Genomic DNA, 26,523 nt, shown 5'->3' with positions numbered 1-26,523 from the left:
GTAATCACTGATATGTTTCGAGGCCATCACAAGGAATCCATCATGAATAGTTGCTTCCAACAACATCACGAATTCGGGTTGCAGTGACAGCACCGACACCGTCGACTGCTGTAAGGTCATCTTCACCTGCTGTCATCACAGCTTCAACAGTACCAAACGCATCAAGCAATGATTGTGCAGTCACAGGACCGATATCGGCAATTGAAGAAACAACATACTCCTGTTGTTCTTGTAATGTTTTGGCGCTTTTCTCTCCATGCACGCTCATGCTTCGATCGCGTGAGGTCTGTTCACGGGTTGCGATTGTCTCAAGCATATCCGCTGTATCACTATCATTGCGCGTCTGAAGAATACTTATGTCAAAATCAACTGCAAGCGATGCAAGTGCCCCTTGAATTGCGCTTGGATCGATATTCCGTTCTGTATACAGTGTGGTCAATTCCCCTTCAAGAATAAGCACTGGTCGTCCATACGCTCGAACAAGATCACCAGTCTGTTCGAATAATGACCGATTGCCATCAAGTAACGTATCAAGAAAGTCAGTTGCTGATTTTCGCTCAACAGCAACACGATCTGAGAGCACATAATCACCGACAGCAAGCGTTTCTAAGCGAGTCTGAATAGCATCACGGGTCGAGAGGCTTCGTGGGACCGTCGAGTCAAGCTCACGCTGGTCAACAACAATTTCAATCGTATCCTCACTGATGTCAACGTCCGGTGTTGGAGGAGACTCAGAGACAGCAGTATTCGTTTCAGTGTCTGTGGAATATACTTCCTCAGATGCTGTCTCTGCTGATTGTGCCTCTCTCTCTGTCTCTGTCTCTGTCTCTGTCTCTGTATTTGACAGTTCGGAATCGTTAGGAGCAAAGTCTGTGATCCCTGATTGACTGTCCTTCGCAGAATCTGCTATTTTTTGTTTGGATATATCAGAGTCAGAGTCAGAGTCAGAGTCTGAGTCTGTTTCTGCATCTGTGTCCTCATCCGACGCTTTAGCATCGGTTTCGGTCGATAAATCATGATTGTATGTTGTCAGTTCTTCTTGTGGGGAGATAATCGAGGACTCGATATCGTCAACAGATTGTTTGAGCGACCGTAATTCAGATTCCATCTTTTTTTGTCGTCGTCGCGAGATCCAAAAGTAGGCTTCATCTCGTGTATCTTCAGCAAGAAGGACAACCACACGCCCCTCAGTTTGGCGACCTGTTCGACCCTTTCGTTGTATTGACCGAATTGCTGTCGGAACGGGTTCAAAAAATAACACAAGATCAACTTCAGGAACATCAAGCCCCTCTTCTGCGACTGAGGTTGAAACAAGCACCTCAAATTCGCCTGAACGGAATGCTGTAAGTGCCTTTTGCTGCTCGCGTTGGGTCATGCCTTCGGAACGACCGGTGTCATTTTGTCCGACAAATCGCTGGACATCGAATGACGCTGAGAGAAACTCAGTAAGCGCCTCAGCGGTATCTCGTGACTCTGTAAAAATAATCACGCGCTCACCACCCTCAATACCAAGTGTTTGTGCAAGAATAATCCGGGTCCGAGAAAACTTCGGATGCGTCCCATCAAATGATTCCGCAAGCTGCATTGATTGACGAACCTTCGGCTCAGCAATAAGTCGTTGACTAGCTTTTGAGGCTCCCGATGATTGTGCTGCATTACGTTGACGTTCGAAATACCGACGAACGGATTCAACTGACTGAGTCTCAACAAGTTCAACAGCGCGACGTAATTTCATGACCTCTGCGTGCGTTGACATCCCAGCGTACCCATCTGAATTATCTGCGTCAATCAGCTTCTGTAATTTCCCCCGCATTTGGTTCAGTTGCTTTTGTGAAACATCAGGCTGGGTCGTGTCTGCAACTCCGAGGGATTTCAGTTGTTGCAGTCTATCACGAATTACATCGTTGAGCGCGTCTCGAATCTGTATAATCTCATCAGGAAGTTCAATATGCTTCCACTCGACATCCGTGGTGTATGTGTATTCAGCTACATCCGCATCATCTTCTGTCATCACCTCAACCGCTGAGACACCGATATTGTTGCATACAGTCACGATTCCTTCCTTATCACTGCCTGGAGAGGCGCTCATACCGGTCACACGTGGATTTGTCGCGTCGTCGTGATATCGCTCTGCAATGTAGACGTATGCATACTCGCCGGTCGCGCGATGGCATTCATCGAATGTTAAATGCGTGACTGAATTGAGCGAAATTCGATTGCCAATAAGATCATTTTCAATCACCTGTGGGGTTGCGATGACGACTTGTGCGTCATCCCAGAGCGCTGCTCTATCATCTGGACTTACCTCTCCGGTGAACACAACGATATCTTCGTCAGGAATTGTAAGCGCATTACGATAAAACTCAACATGTTGACGAACAAGCGGTTTCGTCGGGGCGAGAAATAACGCAGTGCCACCGATAGAGTTCAATCGGGTTGCTGTAACAAGTAAGCTTACCGTTGTTTTTCCAAGCCCTGTGGGGAGACAAACGAGAGTATCCGTCTTGCGGGCAGTTCCTGCAAGCTGAATTTGATACAAGCGTTGCTCAATGAACGACGAGACAAGAAGCGGATGGTCCACATACGCGGAGTCATCGGTGGCAGCCATCGAGATATATTATATTAAGCAGGGACTAACAGTTATCGGTTAATTATACATCCGGTGGTGTGGGTAATATGATTTAGCATAGTAAAAGAGAAGTCTCCCCCACGCTCAAAGGGTGAACGGCAAAAGTCGTGAGTAAGCATAGGGATAGTTCAGAAATAGCAACCGGATAACCGCTCTCACCAGACTGCCTGCATTCGATCCATCCATGAAACGATGACGACATGCGGCGCAGTAAGCGCTGCAATGCCGACTAAATAGAATGCAGCAAGAGACTCAATATTGTTTGGCTGACGAGGAACAAGAATATATAAACTAGCAAAAAAGAGGAGAGCAGCAGCAGTAAGGGGTACTGCATCGCGAACGAATCGCCAGACTGCAGGGCGAATATGCGCTGAGTCAAGCGCCTGCCGAGACGGATGATCAATAATCGCAAGTCGGGCAATATGCCGGAGTGAGTGCCAGATGCAGAAATAGACGCCAACAGCAAATATAGGGGGCAAAGCAATAAAAAATGCCCATAACAGACCAATTTCACCGGCATCAATGAGATATGGGCGAGCACTCGCCCCTGTGTAAACACGCCATGCACCGGCAGCGATAGTCATTATACTGAGACCGATAATCACAGCAGTGACAACGTTACGAATCGGTGATGAAAATAGAAATCCAATTGATACGGTGCTCACACTGAAGAGTTCAATAAACCCAATTAGGACACGCTGATACGACATCGGATGTGCAATGAGTGGAATAAGCATTGGCATCGCCCCGCGAGTTACAATTGAGAGCGCTCGCTCAAATCGGGTTGGAAGGTGATCAGCGTCAAGAAATGATAAGATTGCATAAAGGTCACCTTGTCCCCAGTGAAGTAACGTAATGAATACAAACATAATCGCAGCACTGGTTGGAGCGAAGAACCACCAGCCAAGATACACTCCACCGATGCTGAGATATAATCCACCAACAGATAGCATTGAGCGAACCGTGACTGGTGTATTAACTGTTCGTGCTGGTGTAAGGTGGTCAACCGCACCATGTGGAAGTCCAAAAATAAGCAGACTCAAAGCAAACGGAAGATAGCGCAACCGCGGCGAGAGTGATTCGACAAGTGGTGCAAGGAGAATGCAGCCTATCAGTATAAGCCACGCAGGTATGAAGACACTGCGCTCAAGCACCTGACGGGTAGTGTCTGAGAGCGATTCACTTACAGCCACTCTCGGGACACCTCCGGTCCAATAGCGTCTGGGTGGTGATACCAGTAATCGATAATCCACTCAAAGAGAATTAAGCCATATACAATGAGTATATTCGTTATAAGAAAGAATACAGCTTCTTCAATTGGAAGACCGAGAAGGTTAATCCCAGTTGAATACTGATCGGAGATTGTCCAGACACCAAGGGCAATGGCGATGCTATCTATCATCCATAGATATACTGTTGGGATAGCAATAGCAAGCGACCATTCACGCCATCGTCGAGTAAGATATCCGCCACCAACAGCCCACTGGAGTGCCACAACTGGACAAGCCCACGCTAAGATTGCACCGAGATAAAATCCGGACTCAACTGTAAGAAGGACAGTACCAATAATACCAAACCCAAGCCATACGAGAGCACCGAGTGTTCGAGGTCGACGATCAAAATCACCATTACGATATGTGGCATCAGGCGTGAGCGTTGTAACCCACAGTCCAGTGAGGATTGGTTGAAGAATAAAAAATAGATACTCACCAACGGGTGCCTTCCAGATACGAGCAAATATATCACCTGGACCATACCACCACACGCCGCGCTGTATAAGATAGTTGTCCCACGGTGTCGTGTATATCACCGCGACGACGGTCATAAGTATAATTCCGACACGGGCAACTCGGCGGGTCGGAGTCGTCCCAAACACAAAGAGGTACGCAAGTGGCGGGAGTGTGAATAAGACATGAAACCCCGCATATGAGAGTCCACTCACAAGTGGCTGAACTGATAACGACAATTACGGAGGTAATGCATGAGTTGAGATAGGGATGGTTCAGCAATAAGTGTAATGTTAACCGATGAGTTCGGTTGAAATAAATATCAAGATAATACTGAACTACCTCAATCTGCCCCGGTTTGCTCCTTGAGGAAGGGGACTTAGCCTGTATTAGCTAAAATATGGACAGCAAGCGAAATATTATTTTGACAATTTATATTCAGATTTATATTGACGGGTAAAGAGCGTCACTAATTACCACTCATATCACCCTCGACTATGCTCGATTAATTTCAATTTCCGATTTTGATTCCGGGAACTCAGAATTTTCTGTATCCCCAGAGCGAATAAAGAATCATCTCAGATTTCCACAGTACTAAGAAAAAAATCGGTTGTGCTGAGTGAACGACCCCGACCTGCTCAGCCGTCAGAATCTGACCAGATTTATGAGCAGAGAGAATTATCCGTTGTGGGGCGTCCACGAGCCGCTGTGGATTCTCTTTCTCAAACATCTTGTTCAAGAGACTAAGCGTACCTGTTTGAACAGTGGCGAAACGACAAGAACGAATGGTGTTGCCGTCTGTATTAGTAGTTTGAATTAGTTCCACGTTAGAGAATAACTTGTCTGTTAGCTTAGATATTAATTGTTGTAGTCTGTCAGGTGTATCCCCTCGCTACTTGTTCGTTTCACTCACTTCTTGATGAGGGGTCTTGCCCTCAAATTTAGATAATCACGATCCGCCACAGCATATAAATTGTGAGAGGACAACATGTTATGTGGGTATGGCGACACCAGGCTCAGAAGCGACCTGGCTGTGGATTGGAACCATCGGAATGGTGCTAGGAACAGTGTATTTTGCAGTGCGAGGGCGAGGATCAACTGATCCCGAACAGCAGACATACTATATTATCACAACCCTGATTCCAGCGATTGCAGCAGCCGCCTATCTCGCAATGGCGACTGGACTGGGGGTCATTTCGATGCCAATAAGAGGAACTGAAGTGATCGATATCTATTGGGCACGATATGCTGATTGGCTATTGACAACGCCACTTTTGATAATTGATTTAGCATTAGTTGCAGGCGCGAGAAAACAGACACTGTATAAATTGATCATCATTGATGCAATCATGATTCTCGGTGGACTCGCCGGGTCGATGATGCAGCAAGGTGCTGTCATTAGAATCGTATGGTGGGCAGTGAGTACTGCGGCATTTATTATTTTATTATATTATCTACTCGGCGAACTCTCAGAACGCGCCAGAAGCCGATCAGCAGAGACGGGTATAATATTCAACCGACTTCGTAATATTACACTCGGACTCTGGGCACTATACCCAATCGTATGGATTCTTGGAACAGGCGGTGGATTTGGTATAATCGCTGTCACCACAGAAATAATGCTATACGTTATGCTTGATATTGGAACAAAAATTGGATTTGGTGCTGTTTTACTAGGGAGTCAAGATATTCTTCAGGCTGCTAGTCATCCATCGTCGACGAACGATATAAAATCACACTGACACTTGCGGAGATCAATCGAGACAGTCATAAGTGGGTATTTAAAATGCATGACAGAATCATAATAGCGCTGTGTCTCCGCCTCACTCACTCATTTCGCTCGTTCCTTGAGGACGAGGAAGGGGGGTTAGCGCCTATTAAATGCTAGAATATTGAATGATAAATAAAAATATGATTCATCAGTTTATTTTGATACATGGCTCAAAGCCATGTTGATCCCTATATGTGAAAATATTAGACGATTTGCTCGCCATCGTCATCATACACTTCAATTGCGTCAACTGGACAGACACGGGCAGCGAATTTCGCTTCGAATTCCACATCTTCAGGAACCTCACGCTCAAATATCCCATCTTCGACTTCATCTGCCTTGGCTAATTCAGCCTTTCCAGCGTCAATATTTTCCTCAAATGCATCCCATTCATTAACGCACTGAAACATTCCAATACATGTTTCACGATTATATCTGATTCGCATATCTGTTATCGACGATGTAATAATATAGTGGTGACGCTGTAGGGCGTGCATCAGAGCGTATGCAAAGCGCCTAGAGATTCCGGTTTCCTGATATCACTAGATACTATTCAACAGTCAGTCGAATATAACTTATTCACTATACCTCGGAACTCAAACCTGAAAATTACTAATGTACCGAATGCATTACCCACTAATTTTCCATATAAAGAGCAAGTCACCGACGACGCAGTCCGGCAGTCGCCTGCAAGGATGAGTATCTTGAAGATAGTAAACGAGCGGATATTAGATGATAGTCACTCAAAGTGTGACTCTGGTGAGCTGCAAGAAGCGTATTAACCCCTGAATTACTATCAGCTTTCAGAAGAAGCGAGAAAGATTATCGAGGAAAGAAGTCATAGACTGCCTCAGGATCAGCTATGTGGTATTCGCCTTGTAACTCTGTGAAGTATGTCGAGTCCCCCGAGAAAAATTCAATTTACAGACTAGAAATTATATCTGCAATAGCGGCTGTGACACTCGATGAAATAAAATAATAACCCAATATTAACGGCGTTAATATTCGTGAAAGACACGTCCGCAATCAGAACATTTTATTTTTGCACTGCGGAAGAACGGATTTGATTTAATAACTGGACCATGGCAGTCCGGACAAACGCCGGTTGCATCACCACTTGCAACGCGCGCGGAGAGATCCAACACAAGGTCCTCAAGCTCTTCAATTCGGTCACCTTGTTCCTCAACAGTATTTTGAAGCGCCTCAATGGATGCTTCTTGCTCAGCTGCTGCCTCAATATCAAGCGTTGTTTCTGGTTCAGTTTCGGTTTCGGTCTCAGTCTCAGTCTTTACTGTAGTGTCTGTCCGTGTCGTTTCATCTTCGGATTCAACTTCTGTCGTCTCATCTCCGCTCATAATTTTTTATTGGATAGCTAACCGCAGGGTTGATTTCGGATATTTGATAGTGCTCATTTGATTCCACACACATGAGTTGTCTCCAGTCTATATGGGTTTACTCTACAATTTTATTGTACGTACCATCTAAATTTGATGGGTACTGGACTTAAAATTTATTGCCGGGTCGGCGAATATCGTTAAGTGTGAGGAGCACATACTGGACAATGCAATGTCTCAGCTGGCGCTGCAAATGAGCAGTCTCGGAGTAGAAGGCGAGGGCATATGGCTAGCCCTTGGAACAATTGGAATGTTACTTGGGATGCTGTACTTCATTGCTGACGGATTGGATGTCCAAGATCCCCGTCAGAAGGAGTTCTACGTCATCACAATTCTCATTCCAGCAATCGCAGCTGCATCGTATCTATCAATGTTCTTTGGCTTCGGATTGACCGAAGTGTCATTGGCGAACGGACGTGTCGTTGACGTGTATTGGGCACGATATGCTGACTGGCTGTTCACAACACCACTGCTTCTGCTTGACATTGGCCTCCTTGCCGGTGCAAGTCAGCGCGATATTGGTGCGCTTGTCGGTATTGACGCATTCATGATCGTGACTGGTCTTGTGGCAACGTTGACAAAGGTCGTGGTCGCACGATATGCTTTCTGGACGATAAGCACTATCTCAATGGTGTTCCTCCTATACTACCTGGTTGCCGTCTTCGGTGAGGCAGTTAGTGATGCAGATGAGGACACGCGGTCGACATTCAACGCGCTTCGAAATATTATCCTTGTAACGTGGGCAATATATCCAGTTGCATGGCTTGTTGGAACTGAAGGGCTTGCACTCACCGGTCTCTACGGTGAAACGCTTCTCTTCATGGTTCTTGATTTGGTCGCGAAGGTTGGATTCGGATTTATCCTCCTACGCAGTCGAGCTATTATGGGTGGCGGCAGCGAGCCAACACCGTCAGCACAAGAAACCGCTGCGGACTAACGACTACCTAACAACAATTATCGATTGTTGCGGTAACAATGACACCACATATCGTGGTTGTCATACAGTATATGACCGCAATTCACTCCGAGTATAGCTTTTCATTTTTTGATTTGTCACACACGAGAGATAGCCCAGGCTCTGTGACTTAGCACAATACGTGCAGTAATTATTGTTTGATTACAAACAATATGATCTTTTGATAGTATGCTCTATTCTCATAGACACTCACTTATGCTGTGCATCATCTTGAGATAACCATGAGCATAGCGAGTAGGTTCAAGTGTTCATAAATACATACTATATTTGTTGACTATCAAATGACCATGAATCAAAATGATGGCGAGAAAGAACCGCTTGCGCCGGAATCATTGAATCAGCAGGCACTCATTGGCTTAATCCTTTCTGTGATTATTGGCGTTGGAGGATTGTTTGCACTGCCAGCAATCCAGGCGATTTTTCAGTTACAGTTTTTTCCAGCATTTACCATTGTGCTTGTGATTGAACTTATTGCGACAGCTGGTGTTGTCATCTCAATGTTCCGACTACATCGAGAACAGCACTTCGGTTGACATCCTCCCCGCGCTGAAGCGCGAGGATTCCCACGGCACCGCACCGCTGAGTTGGGATATTGTGGTTTACGACCTAACCCGTTCTTCAGGTGCAAACGCACCAGTCTCCTTGTCAAACAGGAACGTCGATGGCTGTGCCAACCAGCCGTTACTCCTATTCACCGACAGATTCAGTGAACTCAGAGATACTTTCTGTCGGATATTCTCAGCCCCGTTCACATCAGCGTTCGCTACCGTCCCACAGTCATCACAGACGTACAACCCGCGTTCAACACGGTTCGCATCACGCTTGCGACCACAGCACGAACACGACTTCGACGTGTCCTCCTCAGAGGCTTCCTCGACGGTGATTCCTTCCATCTCCGCCTTGTATTCGAGAAGGTCGGTGAACCGGTCAAACGCCCACGAGTGCAAGTCGAGATTACCGTGTTTCCCCCAGTTTTTCGACTTGTTGGTGTCATCATCTTCGCGGATCCCCGAGAGATCTCCCACTACGATCGTTCCAACGCCTTCCTCAACACACCGTTCAACAATGTGTTTCGAAAGCGTATGGAAATAGTGAGTGCGACGAGCCGACTTCTTATGATTCAGCCGGGTGGCCTGCTCGGAGTTCGAGTCATCACACCGGGCAATCCGTTTGCTAAAGTAGTAGTCGTCCTGCTTCAGACAGTTCAGCGGATAGAGCTCGCCGTGGCCGTCTTCATACGCGAGCGCGGCGAAGTTGTTGATCCCGAGATCAACGCCTACCGTATTCTCACTGGGGGCTTCAGCCACGTCGATTTGGACCTTACAGACGAAGTGTAGTTCCCATTCCGTACCCGTCCAAACTATTCGCACCTGTTGGACGTTCTCGACAGTGGAGAGATCGACGTCGGGGCGGGTTTGGTACTCACAAAGAATGAAGTCCGACCAGTAGTCCTTGAGGTTCGACCCCTTTGAGAGTCGAACGCGGTAGTACTGGGTATCGAGCTTGAAGCCAGCAGCTTTGAATGTGACCGTGGAACGTGGGTGGTCATCGCCGTGTTTGCGGTAGCCGGGCGGATTCGCGTTCGTGTCCCCGTTGCGTCGTTTACCGTACCAACCGTTGAACGCTTCAGCGAGTTCTTGAAGGACTCGCTGACTTGACTGCGAATGCAGGTCATCGTAGCGTTCGTGGGTTTTGAGGTACGTGGTGAGTTCGTTGTGGTTCGGGATATGATCGATTTCATCCCAGATCCGACTACACGTCCACCGTCCGACGTTCCAGAGCTTCGAGGCAGCGAACCCGAGCGAATCAAGGTCGTCTTGCACCTGAGACTGGTTCCGTATGGAAGCGATGTAGGTGCGGGTGACGACCTGTTTCGCCATACGTAACCTATGTAGATAAACTAATTTGAAGGGTAGGGTTGGGTTGGAGTAGCGTGGAATGTCCAGCTGTGACATTAGCTGGTGGAGTGTGAAAGGAAGTGTCGGATTCATCCCAGCGCTGAAGCGCGAGGCTTTCTCCTCGGCTCTCCGTAACCTGAAGCACCTCTGGGTCAAACTCCAAGGCACTCGCCTTATTCCACCTGTACAGTCCACATACAGTTATCTCCCCAATTACGAGCCAGTCCCGTCAAATGATGCATATCGCTCTCTTGCGGTTGCTGATAGTGACGGTCCAATACGGTCAAGTGCTGCATCAACGTGGCGACGATGAATACGGACAGCTTCAATAGATTCAACGGCTTCAGGGGTCGCACTCGACGAGGTACTCTGACCCGAGTTGGGTTCAATAGTTCTTGTCTCATCATTTATCTCAGATTCAGCTGCACCAAGGTGCTCTTCAAGTGCAAGCAGACTTGCTTCCTGTAAGACAGCACTAATATCGCTTCCGGAATATCCCTCGGTCTTTGTTGCAATCTCATCAATATCGAGTGGCTCAGTCGGTCGATCACGGGTATGGATGCGGATAATCTCCTGACGGGCTTCAGGATCTGGGAGTGGAACCTCAACAACACGGTCAAATCTTCCAGGTCGAGTAAGTGCATCATCGATACGATCAGGGCGGTTTGTTGCGCCTATGACCGTCACTTGTTCACGAGGATGAAGACCATCAAGTTCGGTTAGTAGCTGTGATACGACACGCTCTGTAGCAGAGGAATCCCCGTCGCCTGCGCGGGCAGATCCGAGTGCATCAACTTCATCAAAAAAGACGACCGCCGGGGCACTATCTCTCGCACGGGTGAATAATTGTCGGACACGGCGTTCGCTCTCGCCAACGTATTTATTCAGAAGTTCCGGACCGTCGACAGTCAAGAAGTTTGCATCTGTTGTTGAGGCGACTGCGCGTGCCAACATTGTCTTTCCAGTTCCTGGTGGTCCGTAGAGCAGAACCCCAGCAGGCGCATCAACACCAAGTCGAGAGAGCGCCTCTGGATATTGGAGTGGCCACTCAACGGCTCGAGTAAGTTCGCGTTTTGGTGCTGCAAGTCCACCAATATCCTCAAATGATGTTGACGGGACTGAACCGGTCGTTTCAGCGGCACTTGGTGTCGTTTTGGTAATTGCTGTCTCAATATCTGCTGGAAGAACTCTGAATTCTGTTTCTGCCATTTCTTCTGTGGAGTCAACATTACACCGGGTGAGTGCTGCCTCAATTGCACGTGCACGTAAATTGAGAATATCTGCGGCAACATATCCAAGGGTCTGCTCAGCAACAGCGGTATAATCGATATGAGAGGTAGTCGGTATGTCATTAAACAAAACCGAGATAATGGCTGCACGATCATCCGGGGTTGGAGCAGTGACCGAGATTATCCGTGAAAGTCGACCACCACGGGTAAACATTGAATCAATCGCGTCTGCGTCAGTGCATTCAGCAACAACAGTTGCTGAATCAAGTTGTAGCGTTTTCTCAATCCATGAACTAATTTGACGGGCGACTGTATCGTTGTCCTCACCAATTATATCAAGATTATCGATAAGAACGATTGTTGATGTTGCGTTGCCCGTCGTAATCGCTGCTGTATGTGAATCAAGTTCATCAGTGAGATCAGAAGGTGATTGTGAAGCAAGTGTTGCACAGTCAATCGTTCGAATCGTTGCATCTGCATACCATGCAGTGTGTCGGATAAGATGTGTCTTACCAACACCAGATTGTCCCTCAAGCAGGACGCCCGAGGCTGCCGAGCGGTCGTCGACATGATATGCATCGGAATATATTAGCGGATCTGCAATGGTATGTTGACATGTTTCGATGATTTCATCATAACCGCCGACTCCTGACGGGGGAATTGGAGCTTGCTGTGGAAGTGTCAAGTCAGGTGCCGGACCAGACTCTAATTTGAGTTCTGTCTTTGCTGTGATAGCAACGGGACCGTCTGGGCGGGTTTCAGTGACGCGAACCGGGAGCTCAAGTGATCCATCCAGGAATACAGTTGGAATAGTATCACCACGAACGAGTGGCCGAGTATCGAGTGCCTGACGAACTGTCTGTTCACCCCCACTAATCGACAACTCAGCAACCGGTGCAACGGTAAGTTGATGTGCGGGCGAGACGCTTACTGGTTCAACGGTCGCGACATGGTCAGTTTGAGCATTCTGATCCGAATCAATAGTCCTGCCCGTATCAGTTTCTGAAGTGTTTTTTATATCTGCAGAAATATCAAGTGCTGCTGCAAGATTTGATGATACAGCAATGGTATCAGGGTCAATCATCGAATCAGGACGAACGACCGCAGCGGTCATCCGACCATTACTGGTCCGAAGTTGAACAACATCTGCATCTAACGGAGATGCGGAGTCATTGGTTGTGCTGTCTGCTATGTCATATGTATGAGTCGTCGCATCAATTGGAGGCCAGCGGAGGCGAACAGTATCAGGTGGGAGTTCTGGGTCGATAGTAACTGTCGCAGCGACGCGTTTCATAAGTTACTGCCTCATGCTCTCAGGATACGGACTCCCATGAAGGAAGTACCGAACAGCACCGAATGCAAGGACTGCAACAGGACCTGCGAGGATTGTTAAATAGATTGTCGTTCCAACAGCATATCCGATAATATTTCCAAGGGCCATTACAACGGCGGCTGAAACAAGTGGGAGCTTATCTCGGGGATCTATCGATGCCATGGCGTTTAATTGAATTTTATTCAGAGACGAGGCGGATTATACTTGTTGTCCACTCAATTTCTCAGTAATAATATTTTTGATCGTGTCGAGGTAAATATGATCCATATCATATATTATATTTCGTGCAATATCATGCAAGTAGGCAACACTGAATGAGTATATCGACACTGTGAGCGAGTGTCGAACTACATAAGAATGCATAATTCTCATTAGAATAATTGTCAATCCTGATTAATTTCGTCTAATATCAATGAGTAGCTCTTTATTCCAAGAAATGAGTAATAATTGCCATCCCGTGATGCTGAGATGTGGGAGATCTAGTTGAATCGAGCGACGATGGGAGTAGTTTATATTCTGTCAATATATTTAGTATCTCATTCATCCAGACGGGATTAAAACAAGCATGCTGATAACGCGGAGCCGTCAAGGTCTATATGGCTGCCATCATACGCCTAATTATGTCAGATGATACGTCACAACAGTCAACTCTTCGAACAGATGGAGGAATATCATCCATTGAGATTGGATTTCCAGCGATTGCGTTTGGATTACATGCGATTCTTGCACTTGCTCTTATTCCGTTTGCATGGGATGCTCTACAAGCAGGAAACTTTCCACTCGTCGGATCGCTGGCACTGTTATCGACACTGATACTCATATTAGGAGCAATGATACGGCGGGTCGCAAAACGGCGATTTTGATGCTTGTAGACTCTGTCTTCTCACTGACATCCTTCCCGTAGTAAAAACCGCCGGGTCTTGCGCCTGGTCATCGGATAACCAACAATGATTAATTGACAGTAATGTGAATATATATTAATGGAACCTGACGACGTCTCCGGATTGCCCCCGGGCGTCTCTGACAAACTTCGTACAGAGGGCGTCACAGAGCTGTATCCACCACAAGAATCAGCCGTCAAGGCAGGGTTGACTGATGGGGAGAGCCTTGTTGCATCAGTACCAACTGCTTCTGGAAAGACGCTTATTGCCGAGTTAGCAATGCTTGCAGCAATTGAGCGTGGTGAAACAGCGTTATATATTGTACCGCTTCGAGCGCTCGCCTCAGAAAAACAAACTGAGTTCGAACGTTGGGAAGAGTTTGGTGTTGACATCGGTGTTTCAACCGGAAATTACGATTCTAGTGGTGAGTGGTTAGCTTCGCGAGATATCATTGTTGCAACGTCTGAAAAGGTTGATTCACTTATTCGGAATGATGCACCGTGGATCAATCAATTAGGATGTGTTGTTGCTGATGAGGTTCACCTTGTTAATGACCGGACGCGTGGACCAACGCTTGAGGTAACGCTTGGGAAACTTCGTCAACGAAACACTGCACTTCAAGTCGTTGCGCTCTCTGCAACGATTGGAAATGCAGATGCTATTGCTGAGTGGCTAGATGCATCACTTGTCGATACAGATTGGCGTCCAATCGAATTACAGATTGGAGTTCACTATGGAAATGCGATTACATTTGATGATGCTACTCAACAGCGGGTTCCAGTTGCAAATGGAGAACGACAAACGCCGGCCCTTGTTGCAGACACACTTGCAGGTGATAGTGAAGACGATCAAGGGTCGACGCTTGTATTCGTCAATTCACGACGAAATGCAGAATCCGCTGCAAGACGGCTTTGTGATGTTACGACATCAGCTTTGACCGAAAAGGAACAAGCATCATTAGCGGAGATTGCCGCGTCGATTCGAGAGGTTTCAGATACTGAAACGAGTGAAACACTTGCAACATGCGTTGAAAAGGGGGCTGCATTTCACCATGCTGGGCTGGCAGCAGAACATCGCTCACTCGTTGAAGATGCCTTTCGCGATCGTCAACTAAAATGTATTGCTGCAACACCGACACTTGCTGCAGGCGTTAATACACCAAGTCGTCGGGTGATCGTTCGCGATTGGCGGCGTTACGATAGCGAGTATGGGGGAATGAAACCACTTGATACACTTGAGGTTCATCAAATGATGGGTCGGGCAGGTCGACCTGGTCTTGATCCATACGGTGAAGCGGTCTTGCTTGCTGGGGATACTGAGACGCGTGATGAGCTGTTTGATCGATATATTGATGCGGATCTTGAATCAGTGCGTTCAAAGCTTGCAAGTGAGCCTGCGCTTCGGACACATGCACTTGCAACAATCGCAACAGGGTTTGCACGAAGTCGGACAGAGCTCCTTGCATTCCTGAAAGAGACATTATATGCAACACAAACAGATACTAATGGGCGATTAAAAACGGTTACAGACACCGTTCTTGACTATCTAAAGCGAAATGAATTCATCATGCAGGATGGGGAGACCCTCTCAGCAACCGGACTCGGTCATACTGTCTCACGATTATATCTTGATCCGATGAGTGCTGCAACAATTATTGATGGATTACGATGGGCTGAAAAGAATAAGACTACACAACGCAGTGCACTTCAGGACAACTCAACCGAACAAGCTACTGGGAGCTTCCAGCCAGCGAGTGAACTTGTCAACTCAAAACATGATACACATCAAGACAGTGATGAATCGACAGTGAGATATCCAACAGCACTTGGATTGTATCACCTTGTTTGTCGGACACCGGATATGTATGAATTGTATCTTAAATCGGGTGATAAAGAGCGTTTTACCCAAGTCTGCTATGAGCGCGAGGCTGAGTTGCTCGGACGGACGCCCTCTGAGTACGACGATGTTCGATTTGAGTCGTGGCTGTCGGCACTGAAGACTGGGCGATTACTTGAAGATTGGGCGGATGAGACATCTGAAGACCAGATTACAGAGCAATATGACGTTGGACCTGGTGATATCAGAGGAAAGGTCGACACAGCAAGTTGGCTCCTCGGGGCAGCAGAACAGTTGGCTGGTGAGCTTGGAATGAAGACGAAACCTATCGCTGATGCTCGACGGCGTGTCGAGGATGGGGTTAGAGCAGAGTTACTTGATCTCGTTGATATCCGTGGCGTTGGGCGGAAGCGTGCTCGACGGCTTTTTGATACTGGCATCCAGGACAGTGCAGATCTTCAAACAGCTGAAAAGAAAACTATCCTTCGGGCACTCCGGGGTCGGCGAAAGACAGCTGAGCGTATTCTTGAAAACGCTGGACGCACAGATACCTCAATGGATAGTGTTGATGAAGTGTCGAAGGACTCCACTAATTCAGACACAGGGAATGAGACACAATCGAACACAGGTGGAGGTGCCACGACAGAGGGGACGCGACAAGATCGCGATATGGATAATCAAGATGGAAATCAGGCTGGACTCGGGGACTTTTCATGAAACTCGTCTGTGGTAAGGTGACTATTGAGGATGTGGATGAGTTTGTTTCAATTGTCGATAAGATTGAGAAAGGAACGGGTGCAACAATACAGGCGTTCGACGCTCGATATATTGTGAATCAAAAACATATTAATCGGGCTATCGAGTGTGCTGACCGAGCCCGACGCCGGAATAATAATATTGCACGGGATAGATCAATCGAGATGTTGTTATACGCGGCTGGTCGCCGACAGATTACTGAGGCGCTTGAGATTGGGGTTTCATCCGGTCTAAATCGTATTGTGGTCGCTATCGATGGTGGTAATGAAATCGAAGCTGCAAAATCTATCGAATCAAATACACTTGATACACCTGCCGATGAAGTTCTTGGGTCATATGACCCTGATTTGGTGCAGCCGTATTTTGATATTACTGCTAACGAGATTGATGTTGTCAATGGCGATACTGAATCGCTCGTTCTTGAACGGGTTGCATTACTTGCTGTTGAGCGGTGAGTCCGATGTGTACCCACCCCTCTATTTCTACTGGAGCCCCGCTATTTTATGTACTATAAGCATCTGTAATCCAGATTTTAATTCGAATGGAATAGTAACTTCCATCTTTTAGCAATCATAGAGTTGATATGAGACCGACGAGTAAATAATATTCAAATCCCCCAGTGTCTATTATGTAGGCACAGAGGAGTTATCAGTTGAACAGAGTGAAAAGTAGTCCCACCAAGATTCGAACTTGGGTCATTGCCCCCAGAAGGCAACAGGATTGGCCACTACCCCACGGGACTATCTTCAGCTAATACTAAGATTGGATTCTATTTGAGTGTTGCGAAGCAGTGAGTGATATCAATATGATAGCCATATCAGCATATATTACTACGCTCATCGTCGAACACTGGTATGTATCTTGGTCGCTTCATCATTATTGGCGAGACAACTGCGGTATATCGGGTTTCATCACGGTCATATCCAAACCGACAGATTATCTCTCGAGATAACATGTTGACCGTCGTTCCAACGTCAGAAGCAGCCCAAACTAATAATCCATACGTATCATATAATTGTATGCGCCAAGGCGGAGAGAAGATTGTTATCGGGAATGGATCGCACGTTGACCCCATTGCAGAGAAGATTGATCGAGGATATCCAGCAAGAGATGCCCTTGCAGAAGCATTACTTGCGCTTGATTATGAGAAAGATGATTATAATACCCCCCGAATTGCCGGAATCGTTGGGTCCTCCTCATATGTGGGAATCATCCGTCAAGACGCGGTTATTATTAGATCAATCTCAGAACCAACACTTGTGAGTACGTATGAGAATGATGCTCCAACAACAGCGCAATTGTCACTCAAAGGTGACATTGAAGAAATTGCACAGAAAGCATACGAACTAGAGTATGAGCATCCAGTATGTGCTGCTGCGGTTACACATCAGGGTCAGGGTGAGGGTGAGGGTGAGAGTGGGGATATTGTAGCTCAAATATACAATGGCAAGTAAACTACCCCACTCTCTCAGCCGTCAGAGACGGCTTCCATGAGGAACGGGGATGGGGGTTCCAGTAAAGATTATTTCAAACCCCAACAGATCAAGATCGGAGAGACTTATTCGCTGTAGGGCGTCCACAACACATTCTACACCCCCCAGAACTGAATAGTTCCGAATTGGGCTTGCCTGTCGAAAATATGGCGAGATGACGAGAACGAACATTGTTGCTATCTATCTTAGTAGTTTGATTGACATCCTCCTCCGCATATACTGCTCCTGAAAGCTTATTGAGGAATTCAATTCAAAATCTTGTCATAGAGTAGCCGCTGATACTGTTGCGTAGAACCGATGGTTCAAGATGTTTCACGGAGCACTAGCTGCGGAGGAATCCTGAGCGTGAGTGGTGGAGATTTCAGGTTTCCAACCCCACCGAACCACAGTGCGGTAAGAATCCGTGTGGGGTTCGTGGACTGTAGCGGGGAGAGTGGGACTGCTGGGACTACTGGGACTACTGGGAGTGCCACATCTCAGCCCCCAGTACTTCTATCCCCTGTTATGTTGGGACCCCTAGAGTTGTCTGTGCCCCAGAGAGTCCAGCAGACTTCAACGGACTTGGAGTTACTTTCTGTGGTGCGTACAGCACTCAGACACAGCATCTGCCTCGGTTCAGCATAGGAACCGACCGTTCAGCTGACTGGTTCCGATTACTGTCTCATTGCTTGGGGTGGACAGGCCGCCATCGTCGGAGTGACCAGAATCGCTCTATTCCCAGTCTGATTCCTGGCTATCCACAGGGTTGCCTGTTAGTTTAATTCACGGATTATCAAATTTCCAATCGGCTATCACTGCGTGGACGAGTTCAGAGTTGTCGGATTCATCCTGCGGCTGAAGCCGCAAGTATTCTCCTTGATATTCGATAATTTCTACGTCAGATAATGTCAACGCACGCCAGGCTACAGTATTGCTGTTATGATTATTGGGCGTATCCCCTCGCTACTCGTTCGTTCTACTCACTCATTAAGAAGGGACTCCTGCCCTTGGCTATGATAAAGTGGCACTCGAAGCGGTTCTTGCTGCGATGCCTCCGGTTGATCAAATCGTATGTGCTGGAGATATCATTGAGTATAATCCAACACGTGAACTACCTCGGGATCACATCGAAGCTCTGAGACACTCTGTCTGTTATCTCGGTAGAGAGTCAATACGGTTTCCGACTCACCGTGACCTGTTTGTGACTATTGATTATATTTTAGAACTTACTTTGGACGATCGAGAGCGTCTCTTCACGGTCATCCCAGGCGACGAAAACGGCCACAGATGTTGCAGAAGTGATAACATCACGAATATTTATTCCAGCTTCTGCGATTGGTCGGACGATATCCAGAATCACGCCAGGACGATTAGGAAGTTCACCGCCAGTGACTCTGATAACTGCAATACCATCATCAACAGTGACAGATGAAAGCGTTTGATTATTTATGACCTTCGCGTGAAGTAGGTTTTCTGCTTTCGAAGCAATATCCTCGGAGATATAGAATGTAATTGAATCCATGCCAGATGCAACAGCATCAATATTGATACCATCGTCGCGAAGCGACTGCGAGAGATCTGCGAGAATACCCGTGCTGTTTCGAATTGACCGCCCAGCAACAGTCACACATGCAAGCATATCCTCTTGCATGTCTATGAGATTCTCAAATTCTCCTTCAATCAGTGTTCCACCGGTAAGCAGATCACCATGTTGATAATGCACGACCCGAACACCAAGGTCGTCATTTTTATATGTGAGTGCTGATGGCGCAACCACTTCTGCACCACGAAATGAGAGGTTTCGAAGTTCATCAACTGTAATCTGTCCGACGTTACGAGCACCTTCAACAACCCGTGGATCGCCGGTCATCACACCCTCAACATCGGTGACGATAACAACCTCATCGGCGTCGGTATAATGTCCAAGCATGACTGCGGTCGTGTCTGATCCGCCGCGACCGAGTGTCGTTGTTGTCCCATCATGTGATTCCGCAAGAAATCCCGTGAGAACAGGAACAACATTGTCAAGATTACTCGCGAGATCAGCGGCTCGACGCTGTGTTTCACCAACATCAACCTCACCACGTTCATTCGTAATAATCGGCCAGTCATCACTGCCCGGTTCAAGAAATTGCGCAGTTACACCACGTGCAGAGAGTGCGCCTTTAAGCATCCGAACGCTTGTCCGTTCACCCATCGACACAATCTCAGCACGGTCTTTATCCGCGGCGTCATAGTGAATCTCATCAAGGAGATAATCAGTCGTACTCCCCATTGCAGAGGCAACAACAGCGATTTCATGACCTGCGTCAATTGCCGCCGCGATTGAGTCTGCAGCCCGTGTGATTCGGTCACCATTTCCGAGTGAAGTGCCACCAAACTTTGTGACTATGCGCATACACTGGACCTCCAGGTATGCATAGATGCATTATGCAACATTGAGCAGAGAGACTGGAATAATACGGATGAAAATGGCTGTGACCTTACTTGTATTTGTGCCCATTGCATTTGTGCCCACGACAATCTCAAAGATAATGTCGGTGTCGACATGCTATCAGATCGTGTCAATAGAACAAAAATATGGGATGTAGAGAACTGTTGCTTAGACATAGCCAGGGATTGCGTGGGGGGGGATAAAATATTGTCTGCTCTCCAAACGGTTGCCGAGTTCTCACCGTGATTAAACATATCGTATGTGATATTTTATGACTGGATAATAATAAAAATAGTAATTATATTGTCTGCAAGTATTAACCGCATCCGTGTGTAACGGTACCATATGGATATGGACGTTCGGGATGCTGTCGAGTCTGACGTTGAGACACTCGGTGCAATCGCCGACCTTCCTGCAGACGCGCTTAGAAATGTCGTTCATGACCGAACAGTTCGAGTCGCGGAGCGACAGACAACAGATACAGAGTCACATACAGACGCTCATGATGAGACAAACCGATTAACAACTAGTGGCGAGCAAACAGGGAATGAAGCCGATGAGAGCACTGCTGAAGAATCAAATGAAAACAAACCAGACATAATTGGGTTCGTTGCCTTTGATGTCAGAGATGGAACCGTTCATGTCACACAACTTGCAGGCGAGACAACAATCGCTGAGACCTTACTTTCAGAGCCAATCCGGTTTGCGGCGACTGAGGGATTTGATGTTGAGTTTGTTGTCCCAATGAGTGAGGAGAATGCGACTGCTGCTGCAGAGAACGCAGGGTTTGAACCGATTGGTCGAGGACCGCGGTTCGGGGATGAAACAACAACGCGATATCGCTTTGATGCGGAGTGAATACACCACCCAATCTTATTCCATTCACTTGGCGAGCAGGGAGTGCCAGTATATGGCTGAGAGGATAAAACGCCTCAGATTATTCCCCCAGGCTATTTAGATACTTTCACATGTTTCACGATCAGATGACAATTATATGATTACATGGACTCACAGGAATTTGCGAACAGTCATTTCAAGCGTATCTAGATCGATAATTGGCGCATACCCTACATCAGGATCAATATTCACCGACCGCTGAAATGCTGTCTGTGCCTGCCAACATCCAGAGTTCACTGCAAGCACATCATGATATTTTCCCCAGCCAAGCTTATGTACGTGACCGGTATGAAACACATCTGGGATTTCATCGATTATTAAGTAATCACTATCTTCAGGGGCGAGACGTGTCCGCTCACCAAATTGAGGAGCGATATGTCGTTTTTTTAATAGCTGATACATCGCCTTGTGAGGTTCATCATAATTTGCCTTCGGTGATGGGAGTTCAGCAATAACTTCATCAAGAGAAACGCCGTGATACATCAATATTTGAACGCCCTCAATGGTGACAAATGAAGGGTTTCCAGAGATACGTGCATCATGTGCTGACATGATTGAACGGAGTTCATCATCAAATCCAGGTTGTGGCTCAGCAAGCCTGACAGCGTCGTGATTTCCGGGTATCAGAAGAATTTCAATATCGCCAGGGACAGACTTGAGATGCTCAGCAAACGTTTCATACTGCGCATAAATATCAACAATATCAAGTTCATCATCCTGATCAGGATACACTCCAACACCTTCAACCATATCACCCGCAATCAGCAAATACTCAATAGCGTCGGCCTCGTCTGTGTGAAGCCATGCAGCAAATCGCTCCCAGGCATCATAAACGAATTCTTGACTCCCGACGTGGATGTCAGAAATGAGCGCCGCTTGAACATGCCTGTCAGCAGTATTTGGGGTATGATTATGCGGAATGTCAGGGAAGTGAATATCGTTCGCAAAGAGTATTTCTCCATCTCCCGAAAGTGTGCCTTCGATTGCAATACACTCATCAAACAATAGTTCATTAACAACATCAGCGAATGACCGGTCTTTCATGACAAGACACGGAAATATACCTGTTGTATCTTCCAGTTCAACAATCCAGTGACCATTTTTTGTCGATCGAATATCATTAACTAACCCAATAATCGCTGTATCCGTTTCACCAGACATTGAACCAATAGCTTGTGTAGGTCGATGGTTGACACGGCTCCGAAGGTGTGATGAAAGACGCTCATAGCGGTCTCGAAAAACCGACACAAAGTCATCGTATGATCCGGTGCCTGTGCTTCGTCCGGTAATGTCACCATTGATATCAAATGAATTTACAGATTGATCTGTCTCTGGTGTTGATGTATGAGCCTTTTGAGATGGTTGTGACGCACCCGTGGTTTGCTCCGGTGATGAATCTAAATCAGGTGTTATATTATTCGGAGAAGTCGATTGGGACGGGAGATATTGTGTCTTTTGATCGGATATACTCTGATCTTGGGCATTATTATCCCTTGTCGAGTCTTTGTTCACGGGTTCGGTTATGCTTGAAAGATCTGATGGTGTTGAGTCAATCACAGGGCGAACATCAGCAGCAGTAATCCGAAGCGTATCATCCGCGATTAAATCTAACACCTCTTCGAGTGCAGTATTAGGATATTTAGCACCCGCAAGGAGTGTAACAGCTTCACGATCTGCATTATATCCATGCTGTGCAAGTGCGGAAACGATACGCGCCGATAACTCCGAAGGCACGTCACCTCTGAGGAGACCATATGACAAAAACATATTGAATAGAGTCATGATAATTAATTGTTAGGATAATCATGAGAAGATTGAATTAACTGAACCGTAACATCGAGTATCATATGATTGGTTGGTCTTTGTTGGTTGCGAATCAACAGTCTCCTCGGTGCTGTGAGTCTCAAGACTTTTATTACCGTAGTCGGTTGCTTCAGAAGTTTCAAACACAACGACGCTGATTATTAATTGAATGACGGAGAAGTCCGGAGACGATGAATCACCGGAGCGGTGGGATTCAGAGCACGCTACCGGCATTGATGACTCCGGGATAGAGGATGACCATACAGATTCAAACGTAGAGCTAGATGCGCGTTCAGATGTAAATATAGAGTATAACCGAAAGAATGACAGAGAAAATGAAAACAATCCATATGATAGAGCAAGGCGAGAGCCAAAGCATACCGCAGAATCCAGTATATTAACACGGATAAGACGGGGGGCGGTTACAACACTTCGAGAAACACTGTATAGCGTTATTGTCGTGGTTGCTATTGGACTTATTCTGTTTGCGATTAGCGGAGTTTGGCCGCCAATGGTTGCAGTTGAAAGTGGAAGCATGGAACCAGAAATGTCGCGTGGTGATTTGATACTGGTGAGTGAAACAACACGGTTTACGCCAAGTTATGCGCATGAGAACACTGGTGTCGTCACGGCTGAAGTAGGACAATCGCGTGGATATCAAACGTTTGGTGGGACCGGATCTGTGATTATTTATGATCCCCCACAGCGGGTAGGGTCACCAATTATTCATCGGGCGCATTTCTATGTCGAAGATGGTGAAAATTGGTATGAAGAGGCAAACTCAGCATATCTAACGGCAAGTGGGTGTGATGAACTACGGAACTGTCCAGCTCCACATGCCGGGTTTATCACAAAAGGTGATGCAAATGCCCGATATGACCAAGCAACAGGAATCGCTGGTCCAGTCAGACGAACATGGATTCGCGGAGCAGCACGGTTTCGCATTCCATATCTTGGGTACGTCCGGCTCCAGTTGGCTGGAGCACTTACAGTCAATCCAGTATTGTGGGTCTCAGGAATACGATGACAGTGAATACAATCATTCTGTGTCTTGAAGTGAATTAATTGTCAAATCGAGCTTGTACGAACGGTTGCGCATTCTCAATATTTCCAAGTCGAGAGTCTGATAACAAGACTGTTTCAGTCTCTTCGATCGGAACTGATAGTGAAATCTCTTTTGTCCGACCGTATCGACCTTTTGATACAACAATAGCATTGACAATTCCAAGCATGTCCAGTTCTGAGATCAAATCAGTGACACGGCGTTGTGTCAACACATCGGTATCAAGCTCTTCACAGAGTCGTTTGTATATATTGAATACTTCACCGGTATTGATGCTATGTACTCCATTTTTCTCTAGAAGGATGATTGAATAAAGGACAATTTTTGATTGTGTTGGGAGTGTTCGCACGACCTCAATGACCCGATCAAGCTCAATTTTATCTTGCGCCTGTCTAACATGATCCTCTTCAACAGTATTCGTTTGACTTCGTTCTGCAAGCTCACCAGCTGTTCGAAGTAAGTCTAACGCACGGCGTGCATCACCGTGTTCTTGAGCAGCGAAAGCAGCACAAAGTGGAATAACGTCATCTGTAAGTGCGTCAGATTTGAATGAAACATCTGCACGATACTGAAGAATATCGCGAAGTTGGTTTGCATCATACGGCGGGAAGACAATCTCCTCTTCACCAAGACTCGATTTAACACGTGGATCAAGGAAGTCGGTGAACTTGAGATCATTAGAGATGCCGATAATCGAGATACGTGAATTGTCGAGTTCAGAGTTCATTCGCGAAAGGTTGTAGAGCGTGTCATCACCAGATTTCTCAACAAGCTTGTCAACCTCATCAAGCATGATTACAGCAACACGTTCATGATAATCAACAGCGTCAAAAAACGTGGAATATACCCGATCAGTCGGCCATCCTGTCATCGGAACCAGTTCCATTTCTTCACGGTCAGCACGGAGTGATTCGATTCGATCATCAAGATCGCGAGCCGAATCAAATGGCGAGGCAATATCACTGAGATTAATATATTCACCCGTTGATTCATCAGGTGATTTTGAGATCGTATCATCAGCTGTATCTACTGAATCTATCGATTCTGTTGATGAAGCGGAGCCAGAAAGGTATTCCTCGCTTGATTGAAGAGTTTTTAATTCATCAATCCGCTTATCGATCTGATTTCGATTTTTCTCGATAAACTTGTTTGCAAGCTGTGCAAGCACGCGATACTGTGTATCAGTTACCTCACAATTAATGTATTCGACTTCACATGCAACATCATACTTTTGAGATGTCGACTCCAATTCTTGACTGACAAACTTAGCACTAGCAGTCTTTCCAGTTCCTGTTTTGCCATAGATCAAGATATTCGAGGGAGTATCACCGCGTAGAGCTGAAACAAGAATTGTAGCCATTTGATTAATCTGCTCAGTTCGATGCGGAAGCTTTCGAGGTGTATATGATGGCCTGAGTACCTCTTTATTTTCGAATATTGGCTCACCCGAGAGTAAATTGTCGAATAGTCCCTGCTCTTCTCTATTCTCGGAGTGATCGATATCATCTTCGGATGCACTGCTAGTTCTGTTTCTGGTATTTGAATTAGCAGTATCGCTATGATTGTTGTCTTGACTCATATCTTCATCAAGAGTGAAATCACCAGATTCTGTCGGTGATGTTGATGGATTGTCTCTTTTATCTTCATGAGATGATTCGAGATTATCAGATGAAGAGTTGTTATGTATTCTGTTATTATGCATTTGGTAATTCCCCCGTCCACCCGTCTACATCCCCTTGATTTCAGGTGGAAATTCCAATGACAGCGTCCAAATGAGGCGGGTTTAGGTATTGAAACGGTCAATATATTGCTCTGATCAATTAGACCGATATACAATTGATGCAATGGAAATCGATGAGTGCACGATACAAAAATCTATCTCTTGTAGTTACGACCATCCTAACATCCCTGTGAGGTATAAGATGCAACAAACCAACACAGTCGATAGTCGATAGTCGAGTGAATATGTCACAATGATACGCCTACCTGTTGAACGCAAGTTTGGTCTGACAGATCCTTAAGATACTCAGATAATCGATATGATGTATCCATCCAACCGGTCAGCGGGATCATCACTTAGGAATGATAGTGGCATCTTCTGTTCGCTGTATCAAATACAATACCCCCCAACCCCTTTGTTTCAACTGGAACTGTAATCACAAGGGGGTGGGTGTTCGATTATATACAGTACTAATGGGCAAAACTTTATATAATATACTATATAACAATACCCGTACTGCAACTTAGTAGTTGTGTACGTCGTATATTATGTTGTAATTAAGTATAAAGAGTTAGAAGATTGTCACAATATCTCGACTGATCAGTAACCGCACACTCTTCTTAGCATCTCCACCTGAAACAGAGGGGTGGGGGGCACACGGCATAACCGAGTATCAAGCGGATATTATCAATCGAAACCGATTT

20 protein-coding genes and 1 tRNA gene are annotated in these 26,523 nt (G+C 46.4%); 9 read left to right on the top strand and 12 right to left on the bottom strand.

Annotation, left to right across the window (positions count from 1 at the left end):
• Window positions 1-40: 40 nt before the first annotated feature.
• The 3 genes from HQRW_RS00135 to HQRW_RS00125 form a co-directional block, all read right to left on the bottom strand.
• Window positions 41-2,608, bottom strand: coding sequence for a DEAD/DEAH box helicase (locus HQRW_RS00135; RefSeq protein ID WP_014554964.1), 2,568 nt, complete (start codon window positions 2,606-2,608; stop codon window positions 41-43).
• Between the two features lie 176 nt (window positions 2,609-2,784).
• Window positions 2,785-3,822: a Brp/Blh family beta-carotene 15,15'-dioxygenase gene (locus HQRW_RS00130; protein ID WP_014554963.1), complete on the bottom strand. Its 1,038-nt coding sequence runs from the start codon at window positions 3,820-3,822 to the stop codon at window positions 2,785-2,787.
• Entirely contained in the window at window positions 3,813-4,571 is a 759-nt protein-coding gene (locus HQRW_RS00125; RefSeq protein WP_011570315.1) for a lycopene cyclase domain-containing protein, read from the bottom strand. Before HQRW_RS00125 ends, HQRW_RS00130 begins: the two co-directional genes overlap by 10 nt.
• Window positions 4,572-5,357: 786 nt before the next feature.
• On the opposite strand from HQRW_RS00125, the gene HQRW_RS00115 reads away from it, so the two are divergent.
• Entirely contained in the window at window positions 5,358-6,098 is a 741-nt protein-coding gene (locus HQRW_RS00115) for a bacteriorhodopsin (RefSeq protein ID WP_014554962.1), read from the top strand.
• A gap of 232 nt (window positions 6,099-6,330) precedes the next feature.
• On the opposite strand, the gene HQRW_RS00110 is transcribed toward HQRW_RS00115, so the two are convergent.
• Together HQRW_RS00110 and HQRW_RS00105 are read right to left on the bottom strand one after the other, a co-directional pair.
• Window positions 6,331-6,573, bottom strand: coding sequence for a ferredoxin (locus HQRW_RS00110; RefSeq protein WP_014554961.1), 243 nt, complete (start codon window positions 6,571-6,573; stop codon window positions 6,331-6,333).
• Window positions 6,574-7,125: 552 nt separating this feature from the next.
• The gene (locus HQRW_RS00105) at window positions 7,126-7,482 is read right to left on the bottom strand and encodes a hypothetical protein (RefSeq protein ID WP_011570312.1); all 357 of its coding nucleotides are present in this window, start codon (window positions 7,480-7,482) and stop codon (window positions 7,126-7,128) included.
• A gap of 211 nt (window positions 7,483-7,693) precedes the next feature.
• Here HQRW_RS00105 and HQRW_RS00100 point away from each other — a divergent pair, with 211 nt between their 5' ends.
• Window positions 7,694-8,458 carry a bacteriorhodopsin gene (locus HQRW_RS00100; protein WP_011570311.1) on the top strand — a complete coding sequence of 255 codons (765 nt, stop codon included), beginning with the start codon at window positions 7,694-7,696 and terminating at the stop codon, window positions 8,456-8,458.
• A 326-nt stretch (window positions 8,459-8,784) separates the two neighbouring features.
• On the top strand, window positions 8,785-9,030 hold the full coding sequence (locus HQRW_RS00095; protein ID WP_231852372.1) for a hypothetical protein: 246 nt from the start codon (window positions 8,785-8,787) through the stop codon (window positions 9,028-9,030).
• Between the two features lie 66 nt (window positions 9,031-9,096).
• Here the strand turns inward: HQRW_RS00095 and HQRW_RS00090 are convergent, their stop codons facing one another.
• The 3 genes from HQRW_RS00090 to HQRW_RS00080 all read right to left on the bottom strand — a co-directional run bounded on the left by HQRW_RS00090 (window position 9,097) and on the right by HQRW_RS00080 (window position 13,119).
• Window positions 9,097-10,377 carry an RNA-guided endonuclease InsQ/TnpB family protein gene (locus tag HQRW_RS00090; protein ID WP_011570309.1) on the bottom strand — a complete coding sequence of 427 codons (1,281 nt, stop codon included), beginning with the start codon at window positions 10,375-10,377 and terminating at the stop codon, window positions 9,097-9,099.
• A 231-nt stretch (window positions 10,378-10,608) separates the two neighbouring features.
• Window positions 10,609-12,918 (bottom strand): AAA family ATPase, encoded by a 2,310-nt coding sequence (locus HQRW_RS00085; protein WP_014554959.1) that lies wholly within the window; start codon window positions 12,916-12,918, stop codon window positions 10,609-10,611.
• Between the two features lie 3 nt (window positions 12,919-12,921).
• Window positions 12,922-13,119, bottom strand: coding sequence for a hypothetical protein (locus HQRW_RS00080; protein WP_011570307.1), 198 nt, complete (start codon window positions 13,117-13,119; stop codon window positions 12,922-12,924).
• 458 nt (window positions 13,120-13,577) lie between these two features.
• Between HQRW_RS00080 and HQRW_RS00075 the strand changes: the two genes are divergently transcribed.
• The 3 genes from HQRW_RS00075 (at window position 13,578) to cgi121 (ending at window position 16,885) form a co-directional block, all read left to right on the top strand.
• Window positions 13,578-13,820: a hypothetical protein gene (locus tag HQRW_RS00075; RefSeq protein ID WP_231852370.1), complete on the top strand. Its 243-nt coding sequence runs from the start codon at window positions 13,578-13,580 to the stop codon at window positions 13,818-13,820.
• A gap of 117 nt (window positions 13,821-13,937) precedes the next feature.
• A complete protein-coding gene (locus tag HQRW_RS00070; protein ID WP_014554958.1) occupies window positions 13,938-16,391 on the top strand; it encodes an ATP-dependent DNA helicase in 2,454 nt (817 codons plus the stop codon).
• Window positions 16,388-16,885: a KEOPS complex subunit Cgi121 gene (gene cgi121 / locus HQRW_RS00065; RefSeq protein ID WP_014554957.1), complete on the top strand. Its 498-nt coding sequence runs from the start codon at window positions 16,388-16,390 to the stop codon at window positions 16,883-16,885. Before HQRW_RS00070 ends, cgi121 begins: the two co-directional genes overlap by 4 nt.
• 214 nt (window positions 16,886-17,099) lie before the next feature.
• On the opposite strand, the gene HQRW_RS00060 is transcribed toward cgi121, so the two are convergent.
• Window positions 17,100-17,172, bottom strand: a tRNA-Gln gene (locus HQRW_RS00060).
• 112 nt (window positions 17,173-17,284) lie between these two features.
• Here HQRW_RS00060 and HQRW_RS00055 point away from each other — a divergent pair.
• Window positions 17,285-17,884 carry an IMP cyclohydrolase gene (locus tag HQRW_RS00055; RefSeq protein WP_014554956.1) on the top strand — a complete coding sequence of 200 codons (600 nt, stop codon included), beginning with the start codon at window positions 17,285-17,287 and terminating at the stop codon, window positions 17,882-17,884.
• A gap of 1,237 nt (window positions 17,885-19,121) precedes the next feature.
• Here the strand turns inward: HQRW_RS00055 and HQRW_RS00050 are convergent.
• Window positions 19,122-20,300, bottom strand: coding sequence for an aspartate kinase (locus tag HQRW_RS00050; protein WP_014554955.1), 1,179 nt, complete (start codon window positions 20,298-20,300; stop codon window positions 19,122-19,124).
• 381 nt (window positions 20,301-20,681) lie between these two features.
• Here HQRW_RS00050 and HQRW_RS00045 point away from each other — a divergent pair, with 381 nt between their 5' ends.
• Complete coding sequence (locus tag HQRW_RS00045; protein WP_394324567.1) at window positions 20,682-21,194, top strand: hypothetical protein; 513 nt, start codon at window positions 20,682-20,684, stop codon at window positions 21,192-21,194.
• 150 nt (window positions 21,195-21,344) lie between these two features.
• Here HQRW_RS00045 and HQRW_RS00040 read toward each other — a convergent pair whose 3' ends face one another.
• Window positions 21,345-22,967: a DNA-directed DNA polymerase II small subunit gene (locus HQRW_RS00040; RefSeq protein ID WP_014554953.1), complete on the bottom strand. Its 1,623-nt coding sequence runs from the start codon at window positions 22,965-22,967 to the stop codon at window positions 21,345-21,347.
• A gap of 238 nt (window positions 22,968-23,205) precedes the next feature.
• Between HQRW_RS00040 and HQRW_RS00035 the strand changes: the two genes are divergently transcribed.
• Window positions 23,206-24,063: a S24/S26 family peptidase gene (locus HQRW_RS00035; RefSeq protein WP_014554952.1), complete on the top strand. Its 858-nt coding sequence runs from the start codon at window positions 23,206-23,208 to the stop codon at window positions 24,061-24,063.
• 34 nt (window positions 24,064-24,097) lie between these two features.
• Here the strand turns inward: HQRW_RS00035 and HQRW_RS00030 are convergent, their stop codons facing one another.
• On the bottom strand, window positions 24,098-25,801 hold the full coding sequence (locus tag HQRW_RS00030) for a Cdc6/Cdc18 family protein (RefSeq protein WP_014554951.1): 1,704 nt from the start codon (window positions 25,799-25,801) through the stop codon (window positions 24,098-24,100).
• Window positions 25,802-26,523 lie beyond the last annotated feature (722 nt).

Origin of the sequence: Haloquadratum walsbyi C23 (assembly GCF_000237865.1) — an archaeon.
In the GTDB taxonomy this organism is placed as follows: domain Archaea; phylum Halobacteriota; class Halobacteria; order Halobacteriales; family Haloferacaceae; genus Haloquadratum; species Haloquadratum walsbyi.
Note: the sequence above shows the minus strand (reverse complement) of the source record. Positions and strands in the feature narration are given on the sequence as shown.